At 63.2% G+C, this 20791-nt stretch carries 18 protein-coding genes; 9 read left to right on the top strand and 9 right to left on the bottom strand.

What is annotated here, in order from left to right; genetic code table 11:
• Positions 1-4 precede the first annotated feature (4 nt).
• Positions 5-4549, top strand: a complete 4545-nt coding sequence (locus VGL01_RS04125; protein WP_331567356.1) for an RHS repeat-associated core domain-containing protein — start codon at positions 5-7, stop codon at positions 4547-4549.
• Between the two features lie 42 nt (positions 4550-4591).
• On the top strand, positions 4592-5029 hold the full coding sequence (locus VGL01_RS04130) for a hypothetical protein (RefSeq protein ID WP_331567358.1): 438 nt from the start codon (positions 4592-4594) through the stop codon (positions 5027-5029).
• On the opposite strand, the gene VGL01_RS26100 is transcribed toward VGL01_RS04130, so the two are convergent.
• On the bottom strand, positions 5005-5196 hold the full coding sequence (locus VGL01_RS26100; protein ID WP_414720170.1) for an AbrB/MazE/SpoVT family DNA-binding domain-containing protein: 192 nt from the start codon (positions 5194-5196) through the stop codon (positions 5005-5007). The genes VGL01_RS04130 and VGL01_RS26100 overlap by 25 nt on opposite strands.
• A gap of 190 nt (positions 5197-5386) precedes the next feature.
• On the opposite strand from VGL01_RS26100, the gene VGL01_RS04135 reads away from it, so the two are divergent.
• The gene (locus VGL01_RS04135) at positions 5387-7108 is read left to right on the top strand and encodes a sensor histidine kinase (protein WP_331567360.1); all 1722 of its coding nucleotides are present in this window, start codon (positions 5387-5389) and stop codon (positions 7106-7108) included.
• Positions 7109-7142: 34 nt separating this feature from the next.
• On the opposite strand, the gene VGL01_RS04140 is transcribed toward VGL01_RS04135, so the two are convergent.
• The 4 genes from VGL01_RS04140 to wrbA are packed head-to-tail and all read right to left on the bottom strand — an operon-like array spanning position 7143 to position 10444.
• Positions 7143-7970 carry a metallophosphoesterase gene (locus VGL01_RS04140; protein WP_331567362.1) on the bottom strand — a complete coding sequence of 276 codons (828 nt, stop codon included), beginning with the start codon at positions 7968-7970 and terminating at the stop codon, positions 7143-7145.
• Positions 7971-7992: 22 nt separating this feature from the next.
• A complete protein-coding gene (locus VGL01_RS04145) occupies positions 7993-9423 on the bottom strand; it encodes an FAD-binding oxidoreductase (protein ID WP_331567364.1) in 1431 nt (476 codons plus the stop codon).
• Complete coding sequence (locus VGL01_RS04150) at positions 9420-9845, bottom strand: DUF2069 domain-containing protein (protein ID WP_331567366.1); 426 nt, start codon at positions 9843-9845, stop codon at positions 9420-9422. The genes VGL01_RS04145 and VGL01_RS04150 overlap by 4 nt, the downstream gene beginning before the upstream one ends.
• Positions 9842-10444 carry an NAD(P)H:quinone oxidoreductase gene (wrbA, locus tag VGL01_RS04155; protein ID WP_331567368.1) on the bottom strand — a complete coding sequence of 201 codons (603 nt, stop codon included), beginning with the start codon at positions 10442-10444 and terminating at the stop codon, positions 9842-9844. The genes VGL01_RS04150 and wrbA overlap by 4 nt, the downstream gene beginning before the upstream one ends.
• Positions 10445-10570: 126 nt before the next feature.
• Between wrbA and VGL01_RS04160 the strand changes: the two genes are divergently transcribed.
• The 3 genes from VGL01_RS04160 (at position 10571) to VGL01_RS04170 (ending at position 13675) form a co-directional block, all read left to right on the top strand.
• Positions 10571-11872: a YihY family inner membrane protein gene (locus VGL01_RS04160; protein ID WP_414720172.1), complete on the top strand. Its 1302-nt coding sequence runs from the start codon at positions 10571-10573 to the stop codon at positions 11870-11872.
• A gap of 100 nt (positions 11873-11972) precedes the next feature.
• Entirely contained in the window at positions 11973-12731 is a 759-nt protein-coding gene (locus VGL01_RS04165; protein ID WP_331567372.1) for an SDR family NAD(P)-dependent oxidoreductase, read from the top strand.
• Positions 12728-13675, top strand: a complete 948-nt coding sequence (locus VGL01_RS04170) for a sigma-70 family RNA polymerase sigma factor (protein WP_331567374.1) — start codon at positions 12728-12730, stop codon at positions 13673-13675. The genes VGL01_RS04165 and VGL01_RS04170 overlap by 4 nt, the downstream gene beginning before the upstream one ends.
• A 7-nt stretch (positions 13676-13682) precedes the next feature.
• On the opposite strand, the gene VGL01_RS04175 is transcribed toward VGL01_RS04170, so the two are convergent.
• Genes VGL01_RS04175 through VGL01_RS04185 form a run of 3 tightly spaced genes read right to left on the bottom strand, consistent with a single transcriptional unit; the run spans position 13683 to position 16191 of the window.
• On the bottom strand, positions 13683-14003 hold the full coding sequence (locus VGL01_RS04175) for an Mpo1-like protein (protein ID WP_331567376.1): 321 nt from the start codon (positions 14001-14003) through the stop codon (positions 13683-13685).
• Positions 14004-14023: 20 nt separating this feature from the next.
• On the bottom strand, positions 14024-14860 hold the full coding sequence (locus VGL01_RS04180) for an alpha/beta hydrolase (RefSeq protein ID WP_331567378.1): 837 nt from the start codon (positions 14858-14860) through the stop codon (positions 14024-14026).
• Positions 14857-16191 (bottom strand): O-acetylhomoserine aminocarboxypropyltransferase, encoded by a 1335-nt coding sequence (locus VGL01_RS04185; protein WP_331567380.1) that lies wholly within the window; start codon positions 16189-16191, stop codon positions 14857-14859. The genes VGL01_RS04180 and VGL01_RS04185 overlap by 4 nt, the downstream gene beginning before the upstream one ends.
• Positions 16192-16387: 196 nt before the next feature.
• On the opposite strand from VGL01_RS04185, the gene VGL01_RS04190 reads away from it, so the two are divergent.
• The 3 genes from VGL01_RS04190 to aroC all read left to right on the top strand — a co-directional run bounded on the left by VGL01_RS04190 (position 16388) and on the right by aroC (position 20174).
• Positions 16388-16846, top strand: coding sequence for a CBS domain-containing protein (locus VGL01_RS04190; protein WP_331567382.1), 459 nt, complete (start codon positions 16388-16390; stop codon positions 16844-16846).
• A 183-nt stretch (positions 16847-17029) separates the two neighbouring features.
• Positions 17030-18967 carry an MFS transporter gene (locus VGL01_RS04195; RefSeq protein ID WP_331567384.1) on the top strand — a complete coding sequence of 646 codons (1938 nt, stop codon included), beginning with the start codon at positions 17030-17032 and terminating at the stop codon, positions 18965-18967.
• Between the two features lie 106 nt (positions 18968-19073).
• Positions 19074-20174: a chorismate synthase gene (gene aroC, locus VGL01_RS04200; protein ID WP_331567386.1), complete on the top strand. Its 1101-nt coding sequence runs from the start codon at positions 19074-19076 to the stop codon at positions 20172-20174.
• Between the two features lie 121 nt (positions 20175-20295).
• On the opposite strand, the gene VGL01_RS04205 is transcribed toward aroC, so the two are convergent.
• The coding region (locus VGL01_RS04205) for a 4Fe-4S dicluster domain-containing protein (protein WP_331567388.1) at positions 20296-20791 on the bottom strand (496 nt) is incomplete at its 5' end.

Consider the following 20791-nt stretch of genomic DNA (forward strand, 5'->3'; position numbering starts at 1 on the left):
CGCTATGGGATTGCTCGCTGTCAAGCATATGGATCCTGTCGTCGGCGTGGACGTGCACGCCGTTATCGTAGCGCCGAGCCCGACGCCGGTATTTCTTCCTCACCCGCACGTCGGTTTCGTGCTCGATTTAAGGGAATACGTTTCCGCCGCAATGGGCGTGGTAGGCAGTATTGCGACGACGATCGTGCAAGAGAAAGCGATCGAATATCTGCAGGACCATCCAGACGTCGCTCAACAGATCGACCAGGCGACGAACGTGGTGGGCGACAAGCTCAACGACATCGAAAGCAACGCAATCGTTGCGGATGGATTGAAGCTCGACGCGGATATCGCTCGCATGGAAGGCGCGGTTGCGAACGCATCGGGGGCTGGCGTGGGTGCCGGCGGTGGCGGCGGGCCGATCTTCGTCAACGGCTTCATGCGCACGACTGCGGGGACGCATTCGTTTCACGTACCGGGACTGCATTTTCCGTTGGGCGAATCGTTTGCACCCGTGCCGCCCGCACCCCCCGAGCCGTCGAACGACTCGGAAGCCTACATGGGCAGCAGGACGGTGCTCGCGAACAACGATCCGATGTCGTTCATGGCACTGCCGGCGATGAGCTGCTGGTCGATCGGCGAGGAGCCGATTGCCCACAACGGCGCGCATACGCAGCGAGAGTACCCCTCGATGCCGTCGTCGGTGATGCTGCCGATTCCGGTCGGCAGGCCTGTGTTGGTCGGCGGCCCGCCGGTGATGAATATGGCCGCGGCCGCGGCGGGGCTGTTCAAGGCGTTTCGAGGATCCAAATGGGCCTATGCGCTGGCCGACAAGCTGCATTTGAAGCCGGGGTTCCTGCGATGCAACGTGTTGCGCGCGGAACCGGTGGACGTGACAACCGGCGAAGTTGTCGTTCAGCAGCGGGATTTCACCGTGCCGGGGCGATTGCCGCTTGTATGGGATCGGTATTACGCCAGTCACGACACGTATCCTGGTGCGGTCGGGTTGGGATGGCAGACACCGGCCGATATCCGGCTCGAACTGATGTCGCATGAAAGCGGGATCGGTGCCGCTGCGTATTTTCCGGATCATGCGACAGCGTTCGATGCGTTGCCCGTGGCCGAAGGCTGGTCCGAGCGTGTCTATGACTGGCAGCACGGGCATGCGCTATACCGGTGCGGCGATCGGCTTACCCTGCGTACCCGGGGCGGCATCGAATACAGGTTCGATTTGCCACCGCGATGGCAGCAAATCGTGCCCATGCTTGAAGGCGGCGCGCGGCTGACGCTGCCCGTCGAGCGTATCGCCGATCTCAACGGCAACGCGTGGGTCTTCGAACGCGACGAGCGCGGACATGTTGTGCGTGTTGCCGAGTGGACCTGCGACGGGGCGACGGCTCGCACGATCGAATGCGATAGACGAGATTCAGGGCATGACCGGTTGAGCGGCGTCAAGCACGCAGCCGGGATAACGGGATTGACTCTTATCGACGCTGATGGGGGCGCACACCTGCTTGTTACCTATGAGCATGATCGCGATGGCAATTTGAGTGCAGCGGTCGATGCGATGGCACATCCGCATCGCTTCGACTATGCGGATAATCATCGAATGGTCAGTCACACGAGCGCACGGGGCGTGTCGTTTTACTACCGTTACTGCGCCGGCGAGGATGGCGTGTGGCGTGTCGACCGCGCGTGGGGTGACGACGGCTTGTTCGATTACCGGTTCACGTACGATCGTGTACGGATGGAAACGAGGATTACCGATTCGCGTGGCCATACGTCGGTACTGCAATTGAACGAGCGCGGCATGCCCGTGGCCGAGACCGATCCTCTCGGTGGAGTGACTTGTTATCGATATGATGCTCAGGGGCGCACGACTACGCGGATCGATCCGGCTGGCCACACGACCGCATGGGAATACGATCGATACGGCAATCTCGTTGCGCAGAGGCGGCCTGACGGAAGCGCAATTCGCACCGAATACGATACGGACCATCGCCCGTTGTGTGTGGCGTTGCCCGGCGGGCGTCAGTGGCACTACGAGTGGGATGAAAGGGGCAATCTGATCGCGCAAACCACGCCATCGGGTGCGACCTCGCGCTACGCGTATGACCCCTTTGGACAGCCGATTGCGCATACCGGGGCACGTGGGGCCATCACGCGGTTCGAATATGGCCGCGACGGCAGTCTCGCTGCGCTGACGGATGCGCTTGGCCATCGCACGCAGTATCGCAGCGATGCGCGGGGAAACCTCATCGAGATGATTGACGCGCTCGGGAAGGCGAGCCGTTGCGAATACGACCGCAATGGCAATTTGACGCGCGCGATCGAACCGGATGGGCGCGAGATGCATTGCGTCTATGACACAGACGGGAACCTGATTCGCTATCGCGATGCGGCAGGCCAAGTGACGGAGATGGAGTATTCGGCACTGGGACAGGTCAAGCGACGCGTTGCTGCAGACGGCACTGCCGTCGAATACAGGTACGACACGGAAGAGGAACTGGTCGGCGTCGTCAATGAACGCGGCGAGCTCTATGCGGTGCAGCGCGACGCATTGGGGCGGATCATCGCAGAGACGGACTATTGGGGGCAGACGCGGCGCTATCGGTATGGCATGGCGGGTGAATTGCTGGACAGTACGGACCCGCTGGGACAGGTTATCGAGTATCGCTATGACCGACTTGGTCGCATGATCGAGAAACGCTCGCCGCACTATGAGCGGGAGGTGTGGGTGGAGCGCTTCGCATATGACCGTCACGGCGATCTGGTGCTTGCGGAGAACCCCTCTTGCCGAGTTGAGTTTCAATACGACGCTGATGGCCGAGTGATCGGAGAGCGGCAGGGTGACGATTTTACGATTGCCAGCGTTTACGACGCGGCCGGCAACCGAACGGAGCGAAAAACAACTTTTGTGTCGGGCGGCCGTGTGGTCGGACATACGGTGCGCTATGCGTACGACGCATTGGACGCGGTCACGTCGATCCAGGTCGACGACGCGATGCCCTTTGTCATCGAACGTGATGCGCTCGGGCAGATCACGGCCGAGCAACTTACTGCGGACTTGCGGCGCGAACTATCGTATGAGTCGGCAGGACGACTGACCTCGCAGCGGACGCTATTGGCTGGTACCGGCGCTTTGTTCTCGACCGAATATGCATATGGCGCAAACGGCGAATTGATTGCAAAGCAGGATTCACGCGGAGGTCTCGAGCGCTATGCGTATGATCCCGTGGGGCGAATCACTGCGCACATCGATCCAGCTGGCCAGGTCCATAGGTTCCTATACGATCCCGCTGGGGATCTGCTGAAGACGCATACCCGCGAGCGCCGCACGGTAGGCGCCGCCGATGCCCAATCGGGTGACACGTGGGTGCGTGACGGGGAATATGCGGATTGCTATTACGCATACGACCGTACCGGGAATCTGGTCCGCCGGCAACAGGCTGAGCAGAATCTGACGCTCAAGTGGAATGCGCTTGGGCAACTCATGGAAACCGTGGCGACTCGGCCAACTGCGACACAAGCTCACCAGCCGGTTCGCATTCGGGCACTGTACGAATACGACCCGCTCCAACGTCGGGTGCGAAAGATTCTTCATGATTCTGCCGGCGGGGAAGCGCCTTCGCGCATGAGCAGGTTCTTCTGGGATGGCGACACGCTGGTGGGCGAGCATATCGGTGAGAACGGAGGCATCGACGTCGCAGCCCCACTGCGAAACGCGGGTAGCGGTGCCGGCTTCGCCGCGACGCATACATGGGAGTGGATCTATTACCCGGAGACATTCCGGCCGTTTTGCGCGGTGCATGGCAAACTGACGGAAACTGCGGTGCCCCAGTCCGCTGGACAACGGGCGCTCGTACCGGCGACGGTGTCTTTCTACCAATGCGATGTAAATGGAGCACCCTTGCGGATGCATGACGCAATGGGGCTCGTCATGTGGGAGTCGTGTTACGGTTCCACAGGCAGGATTGAACGTTCCGCGGCTTCACGGATCCATCAACCGCTCCGCTTGCAGGGGCAGTATTGTGACGAAGAAACTGGACTGCACTACAACCGGTACAGGTACTATGATCCGGACATCGCATCGTTCATCAGCCAGGACCCTATCGGCTTGGCCGGTGGCGAAAATCTGTACAAGTTCGCGCCGAATATATTCGATTGGATCGATCCATTCGGATTGCGTAGGAAGTCTGCTCGTCTGAAATGTGTGGGAAGAACGCCGGGCAAGGGCAGCAAGACAGGACGTGCGGTGATAGCGAAGATGCGCAGCAAGGGGAAAATTATCGGCACGGGGCCGAACATGATGTACCAGGCATCGAATGGCCTGTGGCATCCGATAAGTACCGCAGACATGGCACACAAGCACGACGCCGTAGAGTACTGGAACAGGCGAGGTGGGTTCTTTGGGGCGAAGTCCGCGGAAGTACGGGCGTGGATGCTGGACCCGGACAACTACGTGTTGGACCATTTCTCGCTCAACCGGTCTGCCGGCGCGTTGCTGCCTCTCAATTACAAGAACCCACTTCATTTCATAGGTCCCTCTGAGCCGCCCGACTATCCATAGTCCCTTCGAGGTGGCCGACTGTGATTACCCAAGGATATAAAGATGCGAGATCTGATGACGGAAAACCCCGAACTGGCACAGGACTTGATCAGGACGGTCGAACGTGCGAATGCACTTGATGAACGCGGCGAGGCCGTCGAGGCGCGCCGCATCTATATCGACGCATGGAGCCGTTTGCCTGCCCCGAAGCACGAATGGAGCCTGTTCGGCCAGTGGATACCAACTTGCTTGTTCAACAATAGTATGAAGTCGCGCGACTATGCCGAAGCCAGGGATTGGGCCAAAATCTCTTACCTGGGCCGCCCTATGGAAGACGATACTGCGTCCATGATGCAACTCGGAGCAGCAAATTACGAGCTGGGCGACATAGATGCGGCATCGGAATGGTTCGGCAAGGCATATGTGATCGGAGCACGGCGAGCCTTCGAAGGATTTTCGAAGAAATATTTGGATTTCTATTTGAAGAACGCTCGGCGCTGAAGCTGACCCAGCACGCGCGTGCCTCGAACTGAGCGGCATCCGCGTTGCCGTGCGCGCGCGGGGCTCGCCTCCACCTGGTCGCCTTCCTTGAAGCCCATCCGATGCACATAGTCGGCAGGAAGACGCAGCCAAAGGCTATTACCCCATTTTTCTATCAGCAGATTCATACCGCCCTTATCTCAGACTGCTCGAGGATCCAAGCTTGCGACTCTCGCATGAGCCCAGATCGGCGCATCGTCGCGCGGCGATTTTTCCGCCTCCTCCCTGATGTTCCCTTTGCGACTCGCCGATCCCATCCCATAATACGAATACGCGCGCGTCGAGGCGGCGCCGCGCCATCCAACGCGGGAGACGAGCGTGGGCGAATCGCCGGACGAAGCACAGGTGTTTCTCTCGACCTTGCGGCCGGAACCGCGCGACAGACAGGTCGCTCTCGCCGTGGTTCTGGTCTCGGCCGCGTTTTTCCTCGCCGCCGTACCGTTTGCAAAGGTCCAGCTCGCGAAGGTTTGGCCATTCATCCCCATCTACGAGTCCGCACTGATCATCAGCGATTGGCTGACCGCGGCGCTTTTGATCGGCCAGTACAAGATTCTTCGCTCGCGCTCGCTGTTGGTGCTGGCGAGCGGCTACTTGCTGACGTCGTTGGCTGCGGTTGCGCACATGCTGACGTTTCCCGGGCTTTTTGCGCCCGACGGACTGCTCGGCGCCGGTCCGCAAACTACAGCATGGCTTTACATGTTCTGGCACGCCGGTTTTCCGACGGCGGTCATCATCTATGCGCGGCAAGCGCCGCCTGAGCCATCGCCGGTGCGCGACACGACAGGCGGGTTGTTCGCGCCCGTCGCCAAATGCTGCCTCGTGATTCTGTTTGCCGTGGGCGCGGTGGTCGTCTTGACCACGGCAGGTCATGAGCGGCTGCCGCCGATTCTCGATCACGAGTTGTACACGTCCGCCTATATCAGCGCGATCGCCACGGTCGGCGCGTTGACGCTCGCCGCGCTCGTCACCGTTATTCGCCGCCGGCCGCGCTCGGTGCTCGACCTGTGGCTCATGGTCGTCCTATGCGCCTGGCTCTTCGACATCGCGCTATCGGCGGCACTCAATCATCGCCGCTTCGACCTCGGGTTCTACGCCGGTCGCATCTATGGGCTGCTTGCCGCGAGCTTCGTGCTCGTGGCGCTCACCTTCGAGAACGTCAAGCTGTACGCGCGCGTCGTACGCGCCTTCGACCGCGAACGCGCCGAACGGCGCCTCGTGCAGCAGCGCACAGCGGAGCTGAACGAGGCCAAGGCGTTGCTTGAAAAGCGGGTTGCGGCGCGCACGTCGGCACTCGCCGCATCGAATCGCGATCTCATGCGCGAGGTCTCCGACCGCAAGCGTGCCGAGCACGCGCTCAGGCGGTCGCAGGCGGAGTTGCGAGAGCTTGCGGCGATCAGCTCATCGGCACGCGAGCAGGAAAAGCGCCGCATCGCGCGCGAGCTTCACGATGAGCTGGCGCAAACGCTCGCCACCCTGCGCCTCGAGATGGATCGACTCGGCGAACAACAAACGACCGCCAGCGGTTTGCCGCTGCCCAAGCTTGCCGACATGCGCTCGCTCGTCGACGAGGCGGTGACTTCGACGCGTCGCATCGCCTCGGATCTCCGACCGGCGATGTTGGACGATCTGGGTTTGGCCGCCGCCGTGCAATGGCTGACCGAGGCGTTCGAGCAACGGCACGGTATCGATTGCGAGCTCATTGTCGAGCCTGTCGATTTCGACCTCGACGAACCGTATGCGTCGACAGCGTATCGGATCGTGCAGGAGTCGCTGACCAATGTCGCGCGGCACGCACAGGCGACGCGTGCGTGGGTCAGTCTTCTTCGCGAGAACGGGCAGGTAGTGTTGCGGGTCCGGGACAACGGTGTCGGCTTCGAGCCGCTGGCGCGGCGCAAGCCCACTTCGTTCGGCCTCGCAGGGTTACGCGAGCGAGCCTATCTCGTCGATGGCAAGCTCCGTATCGAAAGCGCGCCGGGGCAGGGCACAACGATCGAAGTGCGCATTCCGATGCCGGTGACGCAAGTGCGTGCCGAAACTTGAGCGGCGCGTGCGCCGCTGCGCACTCCGCGGCATCTCAAGCGAGCGTAGGAATCTCGACGATCTTGTCCCACGCGAAGTGCGGGTTTTCGAGCCCGCGTGTGCGCCGGTCGAGATAGCCGCGCGGATTGCAGACGACTCGCGTGCCGTCGGTCACGTAGTCGAACGCCGTGTGCGTGTGGCCATGAATCCACAGCGCCACCGGCTCGCGCACGAGCATGGGCAGATGGTTGATGAACCCGGCCGATGCGAGATCGGTGGCATAACGCTCAGCGAGGCTCGCGCGATGCGGTGCGTGATGGGTTACGACGATCGTCGTACCGTCGAACGGCTCGGCAAGCTCCTGCTCGAGCCAGGCGCGTGCGTGCCGGTGCAGCGCCAGCGCATCGTCCACCGTGAACAAGCGTGCAGGGCCATCGTTCGCGGCAGTATCGGTCGACCAGGCCACCTGTATCGGCCCACGAAAATCGAGCAACACTTTTTCGCAGGCGGCGAACGAGGCGGCGAGCGCCGCTTCGCTTGCGCCGAAAAGTTCGAAATCGGTCCACAAGGTCGTGCCGAGCACGCGCCAGCGGCCGGAGGGGGCAACCCACACTGCATTGTTGAGATAGTGGAGGTTGTCGACGCTCGCGGCCGCGTCGCGCATGGCCGTCTCCAGGGCGCCGAATTCGCCGTCGTAGTACTCGTGATTGCCCGGCACGTAGATGATGGGCGTATCGGGATCGAACGTCTGCGCGGCCCAGCGTATCCCTTCGGCGTGATTGTGAATGTCGCCGGCAAGCACGACGAGGTCCGCGTCGGCGTGCGGGATCGCCTCCGGCTCGTCGCATTCGAGGTGCAGATCTGACAGTACGCGGATTTTCACGGGATGCCTCTTGCGTTCTACGCTAGCGTAGCACCTTGCCGGGATTCATCAGGCCGAGCGGATCGAGCGCATGTTTCACCGCCCGCATGAGCGAGAGTTCGACCGGCGACTTGTAGTGCGCGGCTTCTTCCACTTTGAGCTGCCCGAGACCGTGTTCGGCGCTGATACTGCCATGATGGCGAGCCACGCTATCGTAGACAAGCCGGTTGATTGCCGCTTGATACCGGGCGAGAAAGGCCTTCGCATCTCCGCCTTCGGGCGCCTGGACGTTGTAATGCAGGTTGCCGTCGCCGAGGTGCCCGAACGTCACCATCCTCGCGCCGGGAATGGCAGCCGCAATCGCGGCGTCGGTTTCGGCGATGAACGTGCCGATGCGCGAGATCGGCACCGCGATGTCGTGCTTGATGTTCAGTCCTTCTTCGGCCTGTGCGAGCGGGATGTGTTCGCGCAATGCCCAGAACGCGCGCGACTGCGTGAGATTCTCCGCGACCACCGCATCTTCCACTAGCCCGGCATCGAGCGCCGTTTCCATCATCTGCTCGAAGAGTCCGCGTGCGTGCGCTTCGCTTTCGCCGTCGGAGAGTTCGAGCAAGACCGTTTGCGGGTGCGACGCGTCGAACGGATAGCGAAGCTGCGGAAAGTGCTTGCCCACGAGCCGAAGGCAGAAATCCGACATCAGCTCGAAGCCTGTCAGCAACGCACCGGCGGTACGTCGCGCGAGCGAGAGGAATTCGAGCGCGGCGTCCGGCGACGCCACCGCCGCGAGCGCGGTCACTTGCGCGGCGGGCAGCGGATGCAGCTTCATGACGGCCGCGGTGATGATCCCGAGCGTCCCCTCCGAGCCGATGTAGAGGTCGCGCAAGTCGTAGCCGGTGTTGTCCTTGCGCAGGCCCCGCAGGCCGTTCCATATCTCGCCTTGGGGCGTGACGACCTCCAATCCCAGGCATAGCTCGCGCGCATTGCCGTACCGCAGCACGCCCGTGCCGCCGGCATTGGTCGACAGATTTCCGCCGATCGTGCAACTGCCCTCGGCCGCGAGACTCAGCGAGAACAGCCGGCCGGCTTCGCGCGCGCGGGCCTGTACGTCGGCCAGAATGACGCCGGCTTCGACCGTGATCGTGTCGTTTTGCGTATCGATCGCGCGCACACGCGTGAGACGAGTGAGGCTGATGACGGCCTGCTTGCCGCTCGTATCCGGCGTTGCACCGCCCGCAAGTCCCGTATTGCCGCCTTGCGGCACGAGCGCGATGCGGTGCGAGGCCGCAAGGCGCACGAGCGCCGCCACTTCTTCGGTCGTGCCCGGGCGCAGCACCGCGCAACTCGCGCCCGAATAGCGCCGGCGCCAATCGGTCAGGTAAGCGGCGGTGTCGTGCGGGTCGGTAAGGACGTAAGCCTCGCCGATGGCTTGCCGGCAAGCGGCGACGAAGTCGGATGAAGAAGTGGAATCGCTCATGATGACCTTTGCCTGGATTGGCGCGCTGCCCGCTTGAACGGCGCGACGTAAGCGAGCGCGCAAGCGAGAAACACGACCGACAATGCCGTTTCGAGCCAGCCCAGCATCGCTGAACGTCCCGCATCGCTCATGCCTCGCACGATGCCTTCTGCGAAATAGAGCAGGATCAGCATCGACGCCCACTGCAACGTGTAAAGACGCCGGCGCAGCACGCCGGGCAGCGCGGCAGCGAGCGGCAGCGCCTTGAGTACGAGGGCCGAGCCGCCGGGCCGCAACGGCGCGAGCCAGCGCTCCCAGGCGAGCGTCAGCGCGATCAGCGCGACGAGCGCCACCGCCGCCCCGACGGCGTATGCGCCGTGCGCACCCGCCGGGCTAGCCGCAGCTCGAGCCGATTTCTCGTCGGAAGTCGGAGTGCCGGTCATGGACGGCCGCCGAGCAGGGCCGCCGTTCGCGCGACGCGCGCGCCAAGTGCGGTGGCCAGCGTTTTCTCGTGCGGCGAAAGCGACGATTCGCGGGCGCCCGCGCCGGACACGTGCGAGGCGCCATAGGGCGTACCGCCGCTTTGCGTCGCGGACAGCGCGCTTTCGGTATAAGGAATGCCCACGAGCAGCATGCCGTGATGTAAAAGCGGCAGCATCATCGAAAGCAGCGTCGTTTCCTGCCCGCCGTGCAGACTCCCCGTCGACGTGAAGACGCAAGCCGGTTTGCCGGCCAGCGCGCCGCTCAGCCATTGGGGCGTGGTGCCGTCGAGAAAATACTTGAGCGAGGCGGCCATATTGCCGAAGCGGGTCGGCGAGCCGAGTGCGAGACCCACGCATTCTTCGAGATCCCGCGGCTCGGCGTAAGGCGGGCCATCCGCAGGTATCGGCGGTTCGGTGGCTTCGCTGAGGGGCGAAACGCTTGGCACGGTGCGAATGCGAGCCTGCATGCCCGCGACGCTGTCGACGCCTTGCGCGATCGCGAGCGCCAATTCGCGGGTGGCGCCGTGCCGGCTGTAATAAAGTACGAGGATGTCTTTCATGGGACGCTTTTATGAGCGGCCTATTATAGGGGCATGAGAGTATTCGAGCGGCCGGTGGCGGACGGACAGCCCGTGCCGGCGCCCCACGATGCGCCCCCCACGACGGAGAATTTCTTGCCGAAAAAATTGAGTGTCGATCTGAATACCGTCAAACGCCTCGCGCGATTTGCCGCCAAGCGCAGCAGCGAGGACCGCATTGCGCAGGTGGCCGGCAGCTTGACGTTCACGACGATGCTGGCGATCGTTCCGCTCGCCACGGTAGCGTTCGCGCTTTTTACGGCGTTTCCCATTTTTTCGACGTTTCAGGCTTCGCTGCAGACGTTCCTTGCCCAGCACTTGATGCCGGACCAGATCAACAGCCAGATCTTTCGCTACCTGAATCAGTTCGCCTCGAAAGCGAAGGGACTGACGACGGCGGGGATGATCGTGCTGTTCGTCACGTCCGTCATGACGATGATGACCGTCGAATCGGCCTTCAACCTCATATGGCGCGTGCCCAAACCGCGTCCGTTCGCACAGCGCGTGCTCGTCTACTGGGCGATCATCACGCTGGGACCGTTGCTGATCGGTGTGAGCTTGTCGATTACCTCGCACCTTTTCACGCAATCGAACTCGTTGGCGAACGGCTACGTCTCGCCGCTGATCGAATGGGCGCTTTCGGGGGCCGCGCTGCCGCTGACCGGGCTGGCCTTCACCATGCTCTACGTGTACCTGCCCAACTGCAGTGTGCAGTGGCGCGATGCCGTGGTGGGCGGATTATGCGCCGCCATCGCGTTCGAACTCGCGAAGCGCGGCTTCGGCTTCTACGTCCGGCGCATCCCGACCTATACGGCGGTCTATGGCGCTTTCGCGACGGTGCCCATGTTCCTGATATGGGTTTATCTGAGCTGGTTCATCACGCTCGCGGGTGCGACGATCGTCTCGGCGCTGCCCGCTATCCGCGCCGGCCAGTTCCACCGGCGCGACTACGCGGGCGGAGACCTGCTCGATGCGCTCGAGATTCTCGCGCGCCTGAGCGATGCACGCGACCATGGCGCTGCGGGGCTGACCGTGATGGAACTGGCGCGCATGCTGCGGTGCGATCTGGATACGGCCACGCGGATCGTCGGCAAGCTGAGCCGCCATCAATGGATCACGCGGCTGGCCGACGAAGGCGCGGATGGTCAGCCACGCTACGCGTTGCTCGTCAACCCGGCGCATATCACCGTGGCGCGGCTATTCGACGTTTTCGTGATCGATCGCACCGAGCTCGAATATCAGTTGCGGCTCGAGTCGACGCGCGTCGATGGCGACGCTTTACTCGCGGCGCTCGGCAACGACAGACTCGAGATTTCGCTCGCCACGCTGCTTGCGGCGCGCGAGGCCCGCGAGGCCTTCCAGGCTGGCCGCTCGCGTGTCTTGTCGGGTTCGCCTCGCCACGCCACTTGAGGCGGGGCGTACTGCGTGCGTGTTTGCGCGCTGCGCCGCTAGCTGACTCTTTTCGTGTCGCTCCATCGTCTTATCAGTATCTAAACGATGGAGGACCGTGATGAACCTGAGAAACAAGAGCGTCGTCGTCACCGGTGGAAGCCGGGGTCTTGGCCTGGGTCTGGTCGAAGCGCTCGTCGAGCGACAGGCGAAGGTGACGGTCGTGGCGCGCGGTAGGGATGGCCTCGATGCTGTCGCAACGCGTCTTGGCGTGGCAACGATCGCGGCCGACATTACCGACGAGGCGGCGGCACATCGGATCGTCGGGGACGTGCGCCCCGATGTCCTCGTCCTGAACGCTGGTGCCCTCCCGCGCATGGGGCGGCTGGACCAGCTGAGCTGGAAGGACTTCTCCGTGGCCTGGGAAACGGACGTCAAGGGCGGCCTATTCTGGCTTCAGGCGGCACTCAATGCTCCGCTGAATCCTGGCAGCCGCGTGCTGGTCGGATCGAGCGGCGCGGCCGTCAGCGGTTCCCAGATGTCGGGCGGCTACGGCGGTTCCAAGCGCATGCTATGGTTCATGGCGAAATACGCGAACGGGGTCTCAAAGGAGAAGAATCTCGGAATTCAGTTCCAGGCGATCCTTCCGCGCCAGATGGTCCTTGGCACCGGCATTGGGGACGCGGCTGCAGGTGTCTATGCAAGTTCAATGGGAATCACGCCCGAGGAGTTCGTTGCCCGCTTCGGAGCGCCGATGCCGCCCAGGGTCTTTGGAGACCGTGTCGTATCGGTGCTGGAGGATCCTCGGTACGCCGAGGACATCGTATTCGGCCTCAACGGCGATGACGGTGTCACCGTGATGGAAGGAGCGACAGGTTGAAGGAAGGCCAGAGCCCGGCACAAAGCGCGCTGCGGTCCGAGTTGCTCGCAGCGGCGGAGGAGTGGCGCCCGGAGCTTCATCGATACTGCGCGCGCCTGATGGGCTCGGTCATCGAGGGCGAGGACGTCGTACAGGACGCCCTGACGAGCGCATTGATCGCCATCGACGAAAAGCAGCAGGACGTCAGGACGTTGCGCGCCTGGCTTTTTCGCGTCGCGCATAACCGGGCATTGGACCTGCTGCGCAGCCGTGCGCTGCGAGCGACGGAGCCGATAGATGCTGCCGATGAAGTCGCGGACGACACCATCGAGGATCCCGTGGAGAGACTTATGCTGCAGCAGGCGATCGGTTCGGCGGTTTCGCGATTCACGGAACTGCCTGTCGCCCAGCGTAGCGTGATCATCCTCAAGGATGTCCTCGATGAGCCGCTGGCCGATATCGCTGCTTTGCTCGATCTGACGATCGACTCTGTGAAGGCACATCTGTCGCGCGGCCGCGCTCGACTTCGCGAGATCAATGCGAGTGCTGCAGCAGACGAGCCGGTGGCCGCCAAGCCGGTATCGGAGGCGTTGGCGCGTTACGTCTCGCTGTTCAATGGGCGCGATTGGGACGGTCTGCGCGCGCTCCTCGCCGACGACGTGAAACTGCATCAGTCCAGTTATCCGGTTCGCGTCGGATCGGCTGACGTCGGAAGGTTTTTCAGCATCTATGCGACGATCGAAGGCTTGTGGCTCGTGCCGGCGTGGCTTGGCGGACGGGAAGTCGTTGCTGTCTTTTCAACCCGGACGAGCGTCGCGCCCGACTATTTCATGTGGCTGGAATGGCTCGACGGCCGGATCAGCTTCATACGCGATTACCGTCATGTCAGCTACGTCATCGACGACGCAGAGTTGATCCTCGCGCCGCCCACTGGGCGCCAGGACGCGGAGCGTCCTTCCGATTGACGCAAAGCTAGAGCCGGATCTTGCCTGTGCAAATGTCCTTGAACATCACCCAGTCGCCCATCAGGCTGTAGAGCGGATGACTGAAGGTGGCGGGCCGGTTCTTTTCGAAGAAAAAGTGGCCGACCCAGGCGAACCCATATCCGCACACGAGTGCGCCCGGCAGCCAGAACCAGCTTCCCGTCGCGATGGCCATGGCGACGCAGCCGATTACCCCTAGAGAGCCGATGAAATGCAGCCTTCGGCAAGTCGTGTTGCGATGCTCGCCGAGGTAGAACGGGTAGAACTGCGCGAAGCTCGTAAAACGAGTCGCATGCGTGCCGTGAACCATGGTAGCTACCTCCGCAACGATCAGGACGGTGGTGATGCCTGGAGCGGCCGCGCAAACGCGAAGAGCGCTTCCAGGGTCGCATCGGGTGCCTCGGACATCAATGCATGGCCGGCATCGAGCGTGACCGCTTCGAACTGCGCACCGGCCGCGGCAAGCGCTTCGACCAGTCCGCGCGCGGCCTTCGGTGGCGTCATCGCGTCCTTCGAACCGAGCACGAGCCGTACCGGGCAGCGCAGTTGCCCAGCGCGCTCCAGCCCTTCCGCGTAGCCGTTGCAGGCGGAAAAATCGGTGTGGAAGAGCCCCGGCTCGCCGGCCGCGGCCACGCGCTCCATCAGGCGCTGGTTCACCCCGTGCAGCCAAAAACCAGGGCCCGGGCAGGACGGCTTGGCGGCAATCGTCGAATGCGACCAGCGATTGACGAGCGCGATCGCTTCGGCTTCGCGGTGGAGCGCGGCGTCCAGCAACGCGTCGGAAACGGTCATCGGCACGGCTGTGGCGACGAGCGCCACGCGCGCGGCGCGGGTCGGATAACGGCCGGCGAAGTCCAATGCCACGAGCGAACCCATGCTGTGCCCAGCCACGAACGCCGATGTCACGCCCAGCGTGTCGAGGAACGCCGCGAGCCAATCGGCGAGCGCGCCGATGCTCTTGGCCGCCGGCCCGGCGCTGCGGCAGTGGCCCGGCAGATCGACGGCGAGCGCATTGAAGCCGTGGTGCGCAAAGTACCGGCTCTGTAGCGCCCAGACGCTGTGGTCGTGCTGGGCGCCATGAACGAAGACGGCGCTCGGCAGTGCTGGATCGAACGGCCTGCCGCCGGTATAGGCATAAGCCCGTTTGCCCAGGACGTCGACGATCATGCCGACTCCTTTTTTGACGCGCCACGGCCCGCATCGGGTCCCGAGCCGGACTTGCCGGCTGCCTTGAGCGCACGTTTGAGATCGTCGATGAGATCGTCCGGATCTTCCAGCCCGATCGACAGGCGAATGGTGCCTTCCCGGATGCCCGCTGCCGCGAGCGCCGCGGCGTCCATGCGAAAGTGCGTCGTCGAAGCCGGATGAATCACGAGCGAGCGCACGTCGCCGACATTCGCGAGGTGGGAAAACAGTGTGAGGGCTTCGATGAAGCGCCGGCCGGCGGCGCGATCGCCGCGCAGATCGAAGCTGACCACGGCGCCCGCGCCGCGCGGCAGCAGGCGCTGCGCGAGCGCGTAGTCCGGATGCGAGGGCAGCTCCGGATAGGCAATCGATGCAACGCCCGCATGCGAGGCCAGGAATTCGACGACCTTGCGCGTATTGGCCACGTGCCTGTCCATCCGCAGCGGCAGCGTTTCGATGCCCTGCAGCAGTTGCCACGCGGCTTGCGGGTGCAGCGTGGCGCCGAAGTCGCGCAGGCCTTCGCGGCGCGCGCGCAGCAAAAACGGCGCGACGGTGCTCTCTTCGGCGAAGACCATGCCATGGAAGCCCTCGTACGGCTCGGTGAATTCGGGAAAGCGGCCCGATGCGACGAAGTCGAAGGCGCCGCTGTCGACGAGTACCCCGCCGATCGTCGTGCCGTGTCCGCCCAGGAATTTGGTCGCCGAGTGATAGACGAAATCGGCGCCATGCTCGAACGGTTTGAGCAGGTAGGGCGTCGTGAACGTGGAGTCCACCAGCAGCGGCACCCGGTGCTCGTGCGCGAGATGCGCCAGCGTGGCAATGTCGAGCACGTCGAGGCCCGGATTGCCCAGTGTCTCGCCGAAGAGGAGGCGGGTGTTGGGCCGCAGCGCGGCGCGCCAGGCATCGATATCGCGCGGCTCGACGAACGTCGTTTCGATGCCGAAGCGCGGCAGCGTGTAGTGCAGCAGATTGTGCGAGCCGCCGTAAAGCGCGTTCGAGGCGACGATATGGGCGCCGGCGCCCATCAACGTGGCGATGGCCAGATGCAGGGCGGCTTGCCCGCTGGCCGTGCCGATCGCGCCCGCGCCGTTTTCGAGCGCGGCGACACGCTCTTCGAAAACGGCGACGGTCGGGTTGGAGATGCGCGAATAGACGTGCCCGGCGCGTTCCATATCGAACAGCGCCGCTGCGTGATCCGTGTCGCGGAATACGAACGCCGCGCTTTGATGGATGGGCGTGACGCGCGCGCCGGTTGTCGCATCGGGCGCGGCGCCGGCATGAACGGCGAGTGTGTCGAATCGGTTGGCGGACATCGGCGGCGACCGGACGCTCGTCCGGCAAGGGTGGCGTGACGGCCATCGTACCATCGCGGCGCGCCCGTTCAAGAGGCGGCGAGCGCGACCGTCCGCACGCGCCGGTGGCTGAAATCGGCGCGTGCGGCTTTCCTTTTAAGGGGCTTTCCGCTAGGATCGACCGATCAAACGAGGCTTTAACCGGAGGGGGCAAACCATGAAGGTCAGCGATATCTTGAAGGTGAAGGGCAATACGCTCTATACCGTTTCGCCCGATACGCCGCTCACAGCCGCGGTGACCACGATGGCGGAGCACGACATCGGTTCGCTCGTGATCATGGAGCATGGCGATCTGGTCGGTATGTTGACGTTTCGCGAAATCATCGTCACGTTGAACAAGAATGGCGGCACCGTAGGCTCCGGCATGATCCGCAAGGTGATGGACGACCACCCGCTCACGTGCACCCCCGAAACGGATGTCGACGAGGTGCGCCGGATGATGCTCGAGCATCACGTGCGCTACCTGCCGGTGCTCGAGAACCGCACGTTGATGGGGGTCATTTCGTTTTACGACGTCGCCAAGGCGGTTGTCGAAGAACAGAGCTTCGAAAATCGTATGCTGAAGGCATACATCCGGGATTGGCCGGAAGAGGGCGAGTCGCGCGAATTGCGCTAAGGCGCTTCGGCGCCCGTTCGCCCGCTTCCCGCTTCCCGTACGCCTAGACGGCAACAAGACGCGCCCCGGTCTTGTTGCGTCGCACAACGAGCCGGCTGCGTTCTTTGAACGCGGCTTTTTTTTCGAATCGATGCGAGCCATCGTCCGATTTTCGCGACATCGCCTCGCCCTGCAGCCCGATCCATGAGCGAACGCCCGTTGACCATGGCGACCGATGCGCGCCGAGCCCCGCGTCACGAACATTCTCAGTTCGGTTTGCTCAAAGAGCGCCGTTTCGCCCCGTTTTTCTGGACGCAGTTTCTCGGGGCGCTGAATGACAACGTATTCAAAGTCGGCTTTACGTCGCTCGTGACGTACGAGACGGCCCAGTTTTCGGGTGTCGATGCAAAAACGGCCGCTTTTCTGATTTCGGCGATCTTCATTTTGCCGTTCGTCCTTTTTTCCGCAACGTCGGGGCAAATCGCTGATAAATACGATAAAGCGACGCTGACGCGCTTCGTCAAAACGTTCGAAATCGCGGTGATGCTGGTGGGCGCCGCCGGATTCGCGCTTCATCATGCGGTGCTGCTGTACCTGTGTACGTTTCTGATGGGCGTGCATTCGACGTTGTTCGGCCCCGTCAAATATGCGTATTTACCCCAGCATCTCGATCAGCGGGAACTCGTCGGCGGAAACGGGCTCGTCGAGATGGGTACGTTCGTGGCCATTCTCATCGGCACGATCGTGGGAGGCGTTGCCGCAGCTTTCGCCACGCACGGCGCGCTCGTGCTCGCCGTCGTCTGCGTGGCCGTCGCCTGTGCCGGGCGGGCCATATCGAGTGCGGTTCCGGCAACACCGGCGCCTCAGCCCGATCTGCGCATCAATTGGAACCCGGTCACGGAGACGCTGCGCAATCTCGCACTGGCCCGCGAGAATCGAACGGTATTCCTGAGCCTGCTGGGTATTTCATGGCTCTGGTTTGTCGGCGCAACGTTTCTGACATCGTTCTTCAGCTTCGCGAAGGACGTGTTATCGGCCAATCCCGATGTCGTCACCGTTTTGCTCGCAACGTTTTCGCTCGGTATCGGCGGCGGCTCGCTGCTTTGCGAGCGGCTCTCGAACCGGCGCGTCGAAGTCGGTCTCGTGCCGCTCGGCTCGATCGGCATGAGCGTTTTCGCCATCGACCTTTATTTTGCGAGCCACGCCTTGCCGAGCGCCGGACATCTGCTCGACGTCGCCCAGTTTCTGAGCCGCCCGGCGCACTGGCGTATCCTCGCGGACCTGTTCCTGCTCGCCATGTTCGGCGGCTTTTACAGCGTACCGCTCTATGCGCTGATTCAAAGCCGCAGCCAGCCCACGCGTCGCGCGCGGATCATCGCGGCCAACAACATTCTCAATGCGCTCTTCATGGTGGTATCGGCGCTGATGGCTATCGCGTTGACATCGTTGGGCGTGCGCATCCCCGGTATCTTTCTGACGACGGCATTGCTCAACGCCGTGGTGGCCATTTACATCTATTCGCTCGTGCCCGAGTTCCTGCTGCGCTTCGTCGCGTGGGTGCTCGTGCATACCTTCTACCGGATTCGCCTCGTGCACGCGGAGCGTATTCCGGAGACAGGGCCGGCGGTGCTCGTCTGCAATCATGTGAGCTATGTCGATGCGCTCGTCATCATGGCCGGCAGCCCGCGGCCGATCCGCTTCGTCATGGATCACCGCATTTTCGAAACGCCGTTCGCGGGCTGGGTCTTTCGTCATGCGAAGGCCATTCCGATCGCTCCGACCCATGAGAACGCGGCGCTGCTCGAGCGCGCATACGACGCTTGTGCGGAGGCGCTCGCGCAGGGAGACCTCGTATGCATCTTTCCCGAAGGCAAGCTGACGGCCACGGGGGAGATCAACGCTTTTCGCCACGGTGTGACGCGCATCGTCGAGCGTACGCCCGTGCCGGTCATTCCCATGGCCCTGCGTGGGTTGTGGGGCAGCGTGTTCTCGCGGCACGCCGATGCGCGCTGGCCCCGGCCGCTGCGCAAGGGGATGACGAGCCGCCTGAGCCTGGCCGTTGGCGAGCCGATGGAGCCGTCAGCCGCGACGCCCGAGGCGCTGCAGACCATCGTGACAGGCCTGCGGGGACCGCGCAAATAAAACGTCGGGGCACGCGCGCGATGGCGCCGCCGCATGCGGTGCCAAGCTTGCGCCGCGGGCAGGGCATAATATCGGTCTTTCCCGCATTTTTCGTAAGGCCACGTCCATGTCCGGCAACACTCTTGGCACGCTCTTCACCGTTACGACGTTCGGCGAATCGCATGGCCCGGCCATCGGCTGCGTCGTCGATGGCTGTCCGCCCGGCATGGCGCTGACCGAGGCCGATATCCAATTGGAGCTCGATCGCCGCAAGCCCGGCACGTCGCGGCATGTGACGCAACGCCATGAAGAGGACAAGGTCGAGATTCTGTCCGGCGTGTTCGAGGGCGTGACGACGGGCGCACCGATCGCCCTGCTGATCCGCAATACCGATCAGCGCAGCAAGGACTACGGCAACATCGCCGAGACGTTCCGTCCCGGGCATGCCGATTACACCTACTGGCACAAGTATGGCGTGCGCGACTACCGCGGCGGTGGCCGCTCCTCGGCCCGTTTGACCGCGCCGACCGTCGCGGCCGGCGCGGTGGCGAAGAAATGGCTGAGCGAGCGGCTCGGCGTCGAAGTGCGCGGGTACATGAGCGCGCTGGGCGAAATCGACGTACCGTTCGTCGATTGGTCGCATGTGCGCGAGAATCCGTTCTTCGTCCCCAATGCCGACATCGTACCGAGGCTCGAGGAATACATGGATGCGCTGCGCAAAGAGGGCGATTCGATCGGCGCACGCATCAATGTCGTGGCGAGCGGCGTTCCCGTGGGTCTCGGCGAACCGCTCTTCGACAGGCTCGATGCCGATATCGCGCATGCGATGATGGGCATCAATGCCGTGAAGGGCGTCGAGATCGGAGCGGGCTTCGCCAGTGTTGCGCAGCGCGGTTCCGAGCATGGCGACGAATTGACGCCGGCGGGATTTGTCGGCAATCGCGCCGGCGGCATTCTCGGCGGCATTTCGACGGGCCAGGATATTACGGTGTCGATCGCGATCAAGCCGACGTCGAGCATCCGCACGCCGCGCCGCTCGATCGATAAAGCAGGGCAGCCGGCTGTTGTCGAGACTTTCGGCCGGCACGACCCCTGTGTCGGTATTCGCGCCACGCCAATCGCCGAGGCGATGCTCGCGCTCGTGCTGATCGATCACGCGCTGCGTCATCGCGCGCAGTGTGGCGACGTGAGCGTCGCCACACCGAAGATTGCGGCAAGCGCACCCTGATCGTCTGCAGGCTGTTCTCGGCGCGATTCGGCCGTGACAAAAGAAACGGGCGCGGGTCTCGATGGACCCGCGCCCGTTTTCATCTGTGCGGCACGAACATCGTCCGTGCCGCCTTACCGCGTCACATATTCGCGTAGTTGGGCCCGCCGCCGCCTTCGGGCGTGACCCAGACGATGTTTTGCGTCGGATCCTTTATATCGCACGTCTTGCAATGCACGCAGTTCTGGGCGTTGATGACGAGCCGGTCGCTCCCGTCGTCGTTTTTGACGAACTCGTACACCGCGGCGGGGCAGTACCGTCCCTCCGGCCCCGCGTAGGTATGCAGATTAACGTTCACTGGCACGGACGGATCTTTCAGCGTCAAATGCGCCGGCTGATTCTCTTCGTGGTTCGTGTTCGACAGGAAGACCGACGAAAGCCGATCGAACGTGAGTTTGCCATCGGGCCTCGGATAAGCGATCGGCGCGCACTGCGCGGCGGGCTTGAGCATCTCGTGATCGCGGTGCTTGTGATGGAGCGTCCACGGCACGTTGCCGCCGAACAGCTTTTGCTCGATGCCGACCATCAGCGTGCCGAGATAGAGCCCCTTGCTCATCCACTGCTTGAAGTTGCGCGCG

Source organism: Trinickia sp., from assembly GCF_036503415.1.
Classification (GTDB): Bacteria; Pseudomonadota; Gammaproteobacteria; order Burkholderiales; family Burkholderiaceae; genus Trinickia.